This is a genomic window from Olivibacter domesticus (genome assembly GCF_900109575.1).
GTDB lineage: Bacteria > Bacteroidota > Bacteroidia > Sphingobacteriales > Sphingobacteriaceae > Olivibacter > Olivibacter domesticus.
In genome coordinates this window covers 276,397-289,099 of the sequence record NZ_FOAF01000005.1, presented here as the reverse complement: position 1 = coordinate 289,099, position 12,703 = coordinate 276,397, and the positions used below count along the sequence as shown (strand labels likewise).

Genomic DNA, 12,703 nt, shown 5'->3' with positions numbered 1-12,703 from the left:
ACGAAAGCAGGTACGGCAAGTGTAACAGCTACGGTAGACGGCACGGCAATCACCGTGGGCAGTCCAGCTGTTGTGACCTTCGTTGCCGGTCCGGTTGATTACGACAAGAGCAATCTAGTAGTAACTAAAGATGGTGCAAAAGCAGACGGAGTTGATTACAACGAATTAACAGCAACGATAGTAGATGCCAATGACAACCCGATAGCGAACCAGGAGGTGGTGTTTGATATTGAGAATGTAGATGCTTCTGATTCTACGGTAACGGTAACTACTGACTCCTTAGGCAAGGCGATTGTAACATTGACCAGTAAGAAGGTTGGAGAAGCAATAGTTAACGCAACAGTAAGTGGTACGGCTATCAGCGGTAGTCCAGCAACAGTAACCTTTGTGACAAGTCCAAATGATGCTGATAAGAGTAAACTGAAAGTAACCAAGGATGGTGCTATAGCAGACGGAATTGATTATAATGAGCTTACTGCGACTATAGTAGATACTAATAATAATCCGATAGCGAATCAAGATGTAGTATTCACGATCGTAAATGTTGACAGCACCAGCACGACCGTTAATGCAACTACAGATGCGAATGGCAAGGCGGTGGTAAAAGTGACCAGTACGCTAGCAGGTCAGGTAACGGTTAACGCAACGGTAGATGGCACGGCTATCAGCGGCAGTCCAGCAACAGTAACCTTTGTGAGACCATATAACTTAAGTATTACAAAAGTAGCTGATCAGGATAGAGTTAAAGCTGGAGAAAGTACAAGCTTTACGCTAACGATCACCAATGATGGCCCAACAGCCATACCAAGTGGTAAGGTGATTAATTTAACAGAGCGTCCAGGTGAGGGAGTAACCATTACAGGATATGAAGTAACATCAGGTAACGGCACGGCAAACGGAAGTAGCAATACAGCTACGGTAACTACAAGCGCTGAAATACCGGTAAATGGTACGATCATCGTGAAGGTTACAGCTGATGTAGCGATCACTGCTCCAGCGACGATCACCAATGGAATAAGTGTTTGGGGTCCTGATAAACCGACGACAGAAGATCCTGATGACGAAGATGATACGCCTGAAATACCGGTTGACAGGGATGCTGTGCTGAGTATTACCAAGGTTGCTGATCAGGCTCGTGTAGTAGCAGGTACAAGTACTAGCTTCACACTTACCATTACGAATAACGGTCCGGCAGAGATTGTGAGCGGTAAAGTAATCAGTTTAACTGAGCGTCCAGGTGCAGGAGTAACGATCACAGGATACGAAGTAACATCAGGTAATGGTACAGCTAGTGGAACAGCCAATGCTGCAACGGTAACTACTAGTGCAGTCATACCAGCAAACGGAACAATTGTAGTGAAGGTTACTGCAACCGTGGCAAGTGATGCTCCAGCGACGATCACCAATGGAATAAGTGTTTGGGGCCCTGATAAGCCAACGACAGAAGATCCAGATGATGAAGACGATACCCCTGAAATACCAGTAGATCATGTAGCGAATTTAAGTATCACGAAGGTAGCTGACCAAGAAAGGGTTCAAGCTGGTCAAGCAACAAGCTTTACAGTGACGATAACCAATAATGGTCCGTCTGATATCCTCAATGGAAAAGTAATCAATGTCGCAGAATTGCCAAGTGAGGGACTGACCATTACGAATTACGAAGTAACATCGGGTAACGGGGCAGCAGTTGGAAGTGGAAACGCCGCAACAATTACTGCCAATACAAGGGTGCCTAAAGGAGGAACAATTGTGATGAAGATTACCGGTATGGTAAGTGCGGAAGCACCAGCAACGATTTCCAATGGTATTCGAGTATGGGGTCCTGATAAACCAACTACAGAAAATCCAGATGATGAGGATACGACACCTGAGATACCAGTTGAGTACCAGTTGCCAGAAGCATTAGATGACGAAGCAGAAACAATGTCAGGCAAACCAGTCACGATCGAAGTGTTGACGAATGATAAAGCCACTGCATGGCCAATTGACATAGCTTCCGTTGCGATTGTAAATGCACCGCAGAACGGTACGGTAGCTGTAAATCCAGACGGTACAGTAACCTACACCTCAAATAAGGGATATGTTGGTACCGACAGGTTTACTTACACCGCGAAGGACGAAAAAGGAAATGTAAGCAATGTAGCCGGTGTAACAGTGAGCGTAATACCAAATCCATTGTTCGTGCCGAATGTGTTTACGCCAAATGGTGATGGTAGGAATGATCTATTCGAGATAGTAGGCATAGAAGCATACGATCGTGTAGAATTGTACGTATTCAACCGTTGGGGAAGTGAAATTTTCAACAATCCAAATTATAATAATAATTGGGATGGTCAGAACCTGAATGAAGGTACGTACTATTACCTTATCAAGTTGATAAAAGACGATAAAGTTGAAACACAAAAAGGTTGGGTATTATTAAAACGGCAATAAGAGCCAAGCATAGGGAGATAATAAGGTTGGCCCTCAAGTGTGGCCAACCTTTAAAAATTAAAGCTGAAATACAAACGCTATGGATAAGCATAACATAAAGAGATTAGTCATGATATTGGTGCTGGTATTTACCTTAGGAGAGGTAAGCGCACAGCAAAACATCCAGTTTACTCAGTACATCTTCAACTCATTGAGTGTAAATCCTGCATATGCGGGATACAAAGAAGAGTGGTTTGCCCAAATGGCACTTAGAAGTCAATGGACAGGGATAGACGGGGCGCCAAAAACAGGACAGGCCTCAATAGATGGAGTGCTTGGAGCTAGCAAAAACACGGGGGTTGGCCTTCAGATTACCGCTGATAGGTTGGGTGCCCAAAGTGCAACCTCTGTATATGCAAATTATGCATATAGACTTCGTTTGGATGCGGAGGATACACAACGTTTAAGTTTCGGTATCGGAGCTGGGGTAACTTCTTATGGTCTTGATGGAAATAAATTACAAGCTGTGAACCCGGGAGATCCAAGTATTCCCGCGGGAAAGATTAGTAGTTTCATTCCGGATCTTCGCTTTGGTGTCTATTACTATAATCCGAAATGGTATGTTGGTGTGTCTGTTATGGATCTCCTTTCGGGAGACCAATCGAACGACATCTTCCGCTGGGATGCCAATACTACCTCTAACCTCAAACGTAAGCGACATATGTATTTGATCGGGGGAACAATTTTGACGCTATCAGAAGATATGAAGCTTCGTCCAAGCGTTATGATAATGGAAGATTTTAAGGGCCCTACAAATATTGATTTAAATGCAATGTTGGTTTTTGGCGAGAGAGTGTGGTTCGGAGCAGGTTATCGAATGGGCGTTAATATAGGAGATAAGGGTTACGCGCAAGGGCAAGATTTAAGAAGTTCTAATGCCATATCGGGTGTAGCACAATTTTACGTAAACGATCGTTTGAGGATTGGGTATTCTTACGACCACATATTAAGCCGTCTGAGCTCTGTGCAAAATGGTACACATGAGATAACGATAGGACTAACATTCCCGCAAAGCGGTTACAGGCTCATAAGTCCAAGATTCTTTTAAAAGGAACAGAGAATGACAGATAAAAATCTAATCATGTAATGCAGCATCTTATGAAGAATTTATACATATATCCATATCTTATCGTGCTTCTCCTTTTGGGAATAGGAGTACAGGCACAGGAGCAACCTTCTCTTCGTGATCGGGCAAATCAGTTCTATAACGAATATCAATATGCAAAGGCTGCACCTTTATTTGAATCATTGGTTGATAGCAAACGGCCTCGGGCAACCGATTTGGAGCGTTTGGCAGATTGCTATCGTAAGATGAACAACTATTCAGTTGCAGAGAACTGGTATGTAAGGGTACTCGAAGATTCAACAAGTAATCCTATTAATTTTCTTCGGTATGCAGAAGTACTGAAAGCTAACGGAAAATATAAAGAGGCAAAAGGTGCATTTGAGCAATATGCAACGAAAGGGGGAGACAGTGAAGAGATAAGTTCATTAGTTCAAGGCTGTGATTCAGCAATCGTTTGGATGGAGAATCCTACGACACATACACTCAGGAATGAAGCGGCGGTTAATACGGCCTTGGCTGAGTTCGGCGCCTATACTGTAGAAGATAAAGTTTACTATGTTGGAGAACCCGATGCCATTATGTTTAAAAATGTTTATGGTTGGACGGGAAATCCCTTTTTAAGAGTTTATAACACAAAGCGGTATGAGAATAATGGACTTCAACAATCTAATATCGCAGAAGCAACATTTAACAATGAACCTTATCATGTAGGGCCAATAGCTTCTAATAAAGAAGGTACAACACTTTATGTTACAAGAACACATGCTGGGAGTGTAAATCAGAAAGAAAAAGAAGAAAGAAAACGTTATAGAACAAAAAATCTCGAATTATATATCTATACAAATGATAATGGCACCTGGAATGCAACTCCTTTTGCCTACAATAATGTTAAAGAATATTCTGTTGGGCACGCCGCGTTAAGCTTGGATGGAGAGACGCTGTATTTTGTGTCTGATATGCCTGGCGGCCAAGGGGGAACCGATATCTGGTATTCTGAAAGACTCTTAAATGGAGAATGGGGGCAGCCGCAAAACGCAGGTACGATGATTAATAGCAAAGGAGATGAAATGTTTCCCAGTATAACAACAGAAGGAACACTCTATTTTTCCAGCAATGGTTGGTTAGGTATGGGGAATCTTGATGTCTTTACTTCGAAAGGTTCAAGAGGGCAGTGGAGTAAAGCTGTAAATATGCATTTTCCTGTAAATTCCGCTGGAGATGACTTTGCTTATACAGTTAATGATATTACCAATTTAACAGAAGCAGGTTATATGTCATCGAATAGAAAAGGAGGGGTAGGAAGTGATGATATTTATTCCTTTACTTATCTGAAACCGACATTTAATGTAGTTCTCAGTGGTGTAACTTATGACAAAGAAAGTGAAGAACCATTGCCAGAAACGAATGTAACACTTTTGGATGAAAGGGGTGAGGTACTGGCATTGAAAACAAGCAAGGAAAAAGGCCAGTTTGAATTTGAAGTAGATGTTGAAAAGGCTTATAGCGTTTTGGGTGAAAGGGTAGGGTATTATCCAGATTCTGCTCATACAAATACCAATGGCTTAAACCCTGGAGATACGGTTAAAGTGGCTTTATATCTTGACCAGCTAAAACAAGGAAAAACCTTCCGCTTGGATAATATCTATTATGATTTTGATAAATTTAATATCAGACAGGATGCAGCTATTATATTAGACGGTTTAGTGAAAGTATTGAAGGATAATCCTACATTGAGAATTGAACTGTCGTCTCATACTGACAGTCGTGGGAGAGATAAATACAATATGTCTCTTTCACAGAAACGTGCACAAGCGGCTGTTAATTATTTGGTCAGTAAAGGGATCGCCCGCGATCGAATGGTGGCCAAAGGTTATGGCGAATCTAAATTGCTAAACCGGTGCGCAAATGGAGTTAAATGCTCTGAAGCAGAACATCAGTTAAATAGAAGAACAGAATTTACTGTATTAGAATTATAAAACTCATTAAAACCTATTATTCCTTGAATATGATGGGCTATAAAAAGGGATAATAGGTTCCTAAATTATTATATAAATTACCTAAATTTAATTAACCAACCCTAACAAAGACAGCAATTGATATAAATAGCGCGTAACTAAAGCAAACTATATATGAAAGTGAATGTCTTACTTGCAGATGACCATAAGGTCATTCGTTTAGGGAGTCTTTTTCTTGTTAAAGAAGTGTTTGGAAATCCAGTTATCAGGGAGGCAGGAACATGGCAAGATACTGTTAATACAATCAATGAACATCCTGTCGATTTAGTAATCTTAGACATTGAGATTCCGGGAGGTTTGGGAGTCAATATGATCCCATTACTTAAAACCAGAAAAACAGGTTTAAAAGTATTAATGCTAACAGCCTCTGATGAAGCGGTATATGCATTGCGTTACTTAGATCAAGGAGCCAACGGTTTTATACAGAAATCTGCAGGTGAAGACGAATTGAAAAAGGCTATTCAACGAGTGTATGACGGAAAGCAGTATATCAGTTCCGCGGTCAAAGAAATGATTTTGGAAAATAGGCTTACAAAAGGCAAACAAACAAGCATCAATCCTTTTGAATTATTGTCGAATCGAGAACTTGAAGTATGTAGGTTTCTTTTAAAAGGATATAAATTGGGGGACATCGCAAAACAATTGCAATTACATACTTCTACGGTAGGAACCTATAAGAATAATATTTTCGAAAAACTTCAGGTAAACAACTTAAGGCTTTTGCTTGATAAGTTTCAACTTTATAAGTAAGTTGCTTTATTTTTCTTGAAACGAGAGCATCTACCCAGATGCTTACCTAACAAAAATCGAATACGCTGCTGATCTTCAATCATCTCTTGTATTAACTTTTCTGAATTTGTAGTACGGGGTGTTTTAAGCTTAATTTTGAATAAATAAAATCTAGACATGTAGGGGGTTGAAGAGGTATGAGTAAATGTCTTAAAATAACTTAAAATAGGCTTAAATCAAATGAAAATATTAATACATAATCTTTTGTTTTTATGTGTTGATTTAGGTATTTTTGTTCAATAGGCGGAAGAAAATGGTCCTTCTGATCAATGTAACAAGAGGCGAACATCCCCCTTTCTGGTTTCCATAATTTTAGCATTTAACCTTAGACTCCTACGCTATAGGAGATGGGAGTGCTATGCTTCATATGACGAGTAAAAAAATGAGTAAAAGTACCCTGGTTTCTAAACCTACCTTTATAGAGGCCCTAAAATTCTGGTTCAAATTAGGATGGATCAGCTTTGGTGGTACAGTAGGTCACATAAACATCATGCATGAAGAGCTAGTTAATCGTAAGAAATGGATTAGCAGCACCCGATTTTTTCATGCCTTGAACCTCTGTATGCTGCTGCCTGGTCCCGAAGCTCAGCAATTAGCGATTTATATTGGATGGCAGTTGCATGGTAAAAAAGGTGGTCTGGTCGCAGGAACTTTATTTTTTCTTCCATCATTGTTTATCCTGCTTGTGCTGAGCGTCCTATATGTTGAGTTGGGAAACCAGCCATGGATGTTTGCCATGTTTAAAGGCTTTAAGCCAGCTGTAATTTCGATTATCATAGTTGCTTTGCTGGGGATTGGAAACAAAGCACTGAAAAGCAGGTATCATGTGAGTATAGCTTTTCTTGCATTTCTCGCTATATTTCTATTTAATGTATCTATGTTGGTTATTCTCCTGGGAGCCATTTTAACAGGGTTAATGGTAAATAAGCTACGTAAAAGAGAACAAAAGACCAGTGTGGCTGAAGAACACGCTTTTACGAATGAAAAGGAATACTACTTTAATAGCAGCTCGATAGCTGAGGGAAGAGCAACATCGATGGCTAGCGCGCTGAAGCAATGTCTCTTTTTTATTTTAATTTGGTTAATCCCGATCCTGCTTATCTATTTTCTGCTACGTGATTTTACCTTTTGGAAACAGCTTTCCTTATTTTTCACCCAAACAGCTTTGTTGACCATTGGTGGCTCTTATACCGTATTGCCTTATGTAGCCCAGTTCAGCGTAACAAAGTTAGCTTGGCTCTCGAAACTCCAAATGATTGACGGATTTGCGCTAGCTGAAACAACTCCTGGCCCACTTATTATTGTGGTCTGTTATGTAGGTTTCATCGCTGCTTACAACTACTTCGCGGGCTCGATCTTAATGGGGTCAGTCGGTTTACTGCTCACCGCTTTTAACACCTTTCTCCCTTCGTTTCTTTTTATCTTCGTTGGTGGGCCCATTATTGAAAAAACACATGGCAATAGTAAAATAAGTGATGTACTCGGATTTGTAACGGCCTCAGTTGTTGGTGTCATTTTAAATTTAACGCTGTTTTTAGGCAAGGAAGTAATTTTTCCTGAAACCCTTTCATTAGACAAACTGGATTGGTTTGCTCTTGGCTGGATTATCATTACACTTGTTTTAATGAAAAAGTTTAGCGTAAATGTCCTAAAAATAATAGGTTTAAGTCTCGTTTTTGGGTTAGTGCACTACTATTTTTTTGTGTAACTATGCCGTTCTTATAACCTTCAAACTTCTCATACCTTAATTACAGAAAACCTTTCTTTAAGATATTTACGAAGAGGGATGTCCAAAAAGACCACAATAAAATAGGCGAGAACAATCAAAAGCAGCACTCCGATTGGAATAATAATTTCCAATTGGTTTAGGGCTGGCTTAGCTTCTTCCACGTAACTTAAAAATATCCATATGAAAGGATAGTGGACCATGTAAAGCGGGTATGATATATCTCCCAAAAATTTACAGATGTTACTTTGAGAAGCACTTAAACTCGAACCCGCCCCTAAAGCAACCAGAAAAGGAAAGTAAAAGATTACTAAGAAGAGGTCTAATATCCAGTTAGTTTTATCGGAAAAGGGAATTAGAAAGGTAATGGCAAGTAATACACTCATTAAGATAAACCCAAGTCTATTTTTGATAATCCAGCTGGATCGATAAACCAACATTCCCGCTAAGAATGAATAAAAAACCCTAAAACCTCCACCAAGATAATTGTCTACGCCCCAGCCGACACCCAAATAACCGGATCGGTAAGATTCAAAGCAAAGTGCAATTGCGGCAATGATGGTGAGTAACCATAGTATTTTATTGCGTAGCTTAAATAGAATCAGTATGTAAAAGATGTTGGCAATGTATTCCCAAAACAATGACCAAGTTGGTGGATTGAGATGGAAAAGATTGAAATATCGTTCAGGTACAATTGGATAAGGGATTAACAAGCAAGAACTCAAAAACATAAGAAAGACCTGAATGGAGCTAAATTTTGCATGAAGATCACTAAAGGGGTCAAATAGAAACGCTGCTAAACCCAGTACGGAACAAATAATTACCAGTGGATGAAGGCGGATCAATCTTAATTTGATAAACTGGATAGTACCTATATTTTTCGCTTTGTTATCATATGCATAAGCGATTACAAAACCCGATAAGCAGAAAAAGAAATCCACAGCCAAATAACTGTGGGCAATAAAATTATCATGATAATCAGGAGTGGCTATTTCCATAAAATGAAAGATTACTACGGCAACAGCGGCTATTCCCCTAAGCCCATCTAAAATTTCGAAATGCTGTTTGGTTTTTAAAAGAACTGGATCTGATTTTCTTAAGCACATTTGTTTGTCAACATGATGAAATGAATACTCGTTTATAGATATTCTTTAAAAGATGCTCAGTACAAACTTTATAAAGAGATATTTTCAAAGAAAGCCCATATTATACAAATAAACCTAACAAGTGCGTGTCAATTTTTCTTTGTTTTGTTTCAATTTATAAATAGATATGAAATATCCGTAACCTTACAGTCTTGGTTAATATTAAGGCAGCTGATAGAGAAAATAATTGCACAAATTATTTCCTTTAAGGAAATAATTTTATTATCTTGCGATGTACCGATTAATAAAAGGCCTAAATTCCTCAAACCTGTTCTTAAAGAAGGGTTCAGCTATTGGAAAAATAATAAAGGCGTTGTAATATTATTTGTTAACTTCAAGAGACTTGGTTCTTACTGGCAAGTCAAAGTTGAGAGTAACACATTTGTTTAACTTCTTGTTCTGTGTTTGTTTGGCTCACGCCGGCAGCGGGGTGTAGGCAACCCTGCTGCTCTGGCGTGGTCATTGCAGTTGGAGATTATCTCACTAGGTTCAACTGGTCTTGCGTTTAAATATCCATGTTGCTAGGGGCATAGCAACAACAATAATGGCAATGCACCATACAAAGGCTAGCCAGGTTGAATTTCCAGGTGGTGTGCCCACGAGCCAAGCCCGCATGGCATTGATAACGTGAGTTAGCGGTTGGTTTTCGGCGAAAAGACGCAAGGCTTTCGGCATGGTATCGGTAGGTACAAAAGCACTTGAAGCGAACGTTAATGGAAAAATAACTACAAACCCCACCCACTGCGCTGCTTCCAAACTTTTAACGAATAAGCCCAAAATGGCAGATAACCAAGATATGGCCAGCGTAAAGAGCAAAGCCAGCGCGATCACTAATAACCATTCAACCGCTGTTGCACTCGGACGGAAGCCGATAATAAAACTTACAGCAAACACGATAACAGCCGATATGATATTACGCAATAGATCGGATGTAACGTGACCGATAAGCAACGCACTGCTAGCCATAGGTAAAGAACGGAAGCGGTCAACGATGCCCTGTTGAAGATCGACAGCCAAATTTATAGTAGTATAATTGGCACCAAATGCCAACATTTGAACCAGAATACCAGCAACCAAAAAATTCACGTAACTTATTTCACCCGTATTGATAGCACCGCCGAAAACATATCGGTTCAGAATCAGAAACATAATGGGAAAGATGGCCACCGAAAGCAGTTGGTCCAGGCTTCTGATGATATGTAGGGTACTACGCTTGGTCATTACCCATGAGTCGCTCAGTAGCCAGAATAATGATGCTCGCTTTTGATGTGATAGTGTGTCTTGTATACGTGTTTTGTCTATCATTTGTTTATTTTTTATGTTGATCCGCTTCTGTTTCTTCTGTTGCTGCATGCCCTGTCAACGCCAAAAAAACATCGTCCAGCGTTGGCCGGTTCAATGAAACATTTTCAACCTCCAAGCCTGCTGATTCGAAACGTTGCAGTATCTCTTTCAAACGAGTTATCCCGCCCTTTGTGGTGACGCTAATAATACGGCGGTCAGTGTTGGTATGCACAGATTCACCATTCATGAGGGCATGGGCTTTTTCTATATCGTCCTCTTTGGCCAGCTTAAGTTCTACACGGTCGCTCCCTACACGCGCCTTTAATTCGTCGGCAGTACCTTCAGCTATCACCAAGCCATTATCAATAACCACGATCCTGTCTGCTAGCTGATCTGCCTCATCCATATATTGCGTGGTCAACAAAATGCTGGTGCCTTCAGCCTTCAATTGCCGTATCATCTCCCACATGGCTAGTCGGCTTCTCGGATCGAGACCAGTGGTCGGTTCATCCAAAAAAATCACAGGTGGCGAAGCAATAAGGCTCATCGCCAGATCGATACGGCGCTTCATTCCTCCTGAATAATTTTTCACTGAACGGTGGGCTGCATCCACTAAATCAAATTTTTCTAACAGTTCTTTTGAACGCTCCTTTATTACTGCATGGCTCATCCTGTATAAGCGACCTAACATGTAGAGATTCTCTGTCGCAGTAAGGTATTCGTCCACAGCGGCAAATTGGCCCGTAAGCCCGATATTGCTGCGTACTTGCTTCGGATGTTTTTGTACATCGAAACCGTTCACTATGGCTATGCCTTCATCTGGCGTTATTAAAGTACTAAGAATGCGCACGGTAGTGGTTTTACCGGCACCATTGGGGCCTAAAATAGCTAGAACCGTTCCCCTTGCAACCGAAAAACTTATTCCTCGCAGTACTTGAAGATTTTTAAACGACTTTTTTAGGTCCTTTACCACAACGGCATAGTCTGTTGCCATGTTTTCATAAATTGGTGTCAAAAATAAAGCTACATAATTTTCTTTTCCTTTTCCAAATTTTCCTTCGTTTACAATATTCTTGTTGGTTAACACATGTTTTTTATATGCCGGACGATAGTGAAAATTTATAAACTGAACGGAATGATTATAATCCTTGAAAATGAATATGATGAATCATCGAAATAGCTCTTTACAATTATAATTTAGCAATCAGCTATTTCACGTACGGATAATAAAGGCCTTTTATGCATGTATAAAAAAACTGTATGACAAGGAAAACAACAAATGAGGTGCTTGATGAACTAAATGCTGTCATTGAGCGGGGCGGTCCACAAAGCAGCGAATATCAAGAGGTGCTTAAGAATGCAACACTCCTTACTGATATGGTGAGGGAAGGAGTGTTATTGAAGCAAGAAGTTCTCGCGGCTTTAAACACAAATGAATTATTATTCGATGCAAATTCCTTAATCGGTCATGTTAACCTAAAACCTTACGGATATGCGGGTGATTATCAGGTTATCGATCAGATGTATCAAAAAGAGCTAAGAGATACAAGCCAACCGAATTGGGATTTATTTATTTTAAATCAACCCGCAGCTGTTGCTGTTCGCAATAGGAAAAGCTACTTTATCAGCCTCATAAATAACATACTTTCAGAAAGAAAACAGCTTGAACTTTGTAATATAGCAAGCGGACCGGGAAGGGATCTATTTGAAGCTTATAGACAATTATCTTCTGAAAAGCAACTAAATACCACGTGCATTGAAATGGATAAAAATGCTATCAGCCATGCTCAAGCTTTAACAGCATCATACAATGAATTTATTACCTATATAAATAAAAACATATTCAGGTTTCAAACTACTAAAAAATATGACCTTATTTGGTCGGCCGGTTTGTTCGACTATTTTGACGATAAAGCTTTTGTCATGTTGTTAAAAAGATTTAAAAATTGGCTCAATCCCGGAGGAATGATTGTTATTGGAAACTTTAATGATGATTTTAATCCTTGCCGAGGTTTTATGGAATTATTTGGTGGTTGGTACTTAAACCATCGAAATGAAAAAGATTTACTAAATCTTGCTCAACAAGCAGGGTTTAATGCGGATCTTACTTCTATAGGAAGGGAAGAGGAAAATATCAATCTATTTCTACATGCTCGAACTTAAATCCACGATTGACCGTCCTATGCAAACCGTTTTCTTTCAAGGG

At 39.8% G+C, this 12,703-nt stretch carries 9 protein-coding genes; 6 read left to right on the top strand and 3 right to left on the bottom strand.

Translation table 11 applies throughout. From position 1 onward, the window contains the following. From BMY50_RS19035 to chrA, 5 genes are all read left to right on the top strand, one after another. A partial coding sequence (locus BMY50_RS19035; RefSeq protein ID WP_139202296.1) for an Ig-like domain-containing protein occupies positions 1–2,433 on the top strand: 2,433 nt, incomplete at its 5' end. 79 nt (positions 2,434–2,512) lie between these two features. Further along, positions 2,513–3,520: a PorP/SprF family type IX secretion system membrane protein gene (locus tag BMY50_RS19030; RefSeq protein ID WP_093327552.1), complete on the top strand. Its 1,008-nt coding sequence runs from the start codon at positions 2,513–2,515 to the stop codon at positions 3,518–3,520. Between the two features lie 50 nt (positions 3,521–3,570). Further along, positions 3,571–5,514 carry an OmpA family protein gene (locus BMY50_RS19025; protein WP_093327606.1) on the top strand — a complete coding sequence of 648 codons (1,944 nt, stop codon included), beginning with the start codon at positions 3,571–3,573 and terminating at the stop codon, positions 5,512–5,514. Between the two features lie 153 nt (positions 5,515–5,667). Further along, positions 5,668–6,303: a response regulator gene (locus BMY50_RS19020; protein ID WP_093327549.1), complete on the top strand. Its 636-nt coding sequence runs from the start codon at positions 5,668–5,670 to the stop codon at positions 6,301–6,303. A 421-nt stretch (positions 6,304–6,724) separates the two neighbouring features. Further along, complete coding sequence (chrA, locus tag BMY50_RS19015; protein ID WP_093327603.1) at positions 6,725–8,050, top strand: chromate efflux transporter; 1,326 nt, start codon at positions 6,725–6,727, stop codon at positions 8,048–8,050. A 29-nt stretch (positions 8,051–8,079) separates the two neighbouring features. Here the strand turns inward: chrA and BMY50_RS19010 are convergent, their stop codons facing one another. The 3 genes from BMY50_RS19010 to BMY50_RS18995 all read right to left on the bottom strand — a co-directional run bounded on the left by BMY50_RS19010 (position 8,080) and on the right by BMY50_RS18995 (position 11,584). Continuing rightward, complete coding sequence (locus BMY50_RS19010; RefSeq protein WP_093327547.1) at positions 8,080–9,174, bottom strand: acyltransferase family protein; 1,095 nt, start codon at positions 9,172–9,174, stop codon at positions 8,080–8,082. Positions 9,175–9,702: 528 nt separating this feature from the next. Continuing rightward, positions 9,703–10,518, bottom strand: a complete 816-nt coding sequence (locus BMY50_RS19000) for an ABC transporter permease (protein ID WP_162276634.1) — start codon at positions 10,516–10,518, stop codon at positions 9,703–9,705. A 4-nt stretch (positions 10,519–10,522) separates the two neighbouring features. Beyond that, positions 10,523–11,584, bottom strand: coding sequence for an ATP-binding cassette domain-containing protein (locus BMY50_RS18995; protein WP_238383820.1), 1,062 nt, complete (start codon positions 11,582–11,584; stop codon positions 10,523–10,525). Positions 11,585–11,757: 173 nt separating this feature from the next. On the opposite strand from BMY50_RS18995, the gene BMY50_RS18990 reads away from it, so the two are divergent. Then, a complete protein-coding gene (locus BMY50_RS18990) occupies positions 11,758–12,660 on the top strand; it encodes a class I SAM-dependent methyltransferase (protein WP_093327539.1) in 903 nt (300 codons plus the stop codon). Positions 12,661–12,703: the final 43 nt, after the last annotated feature.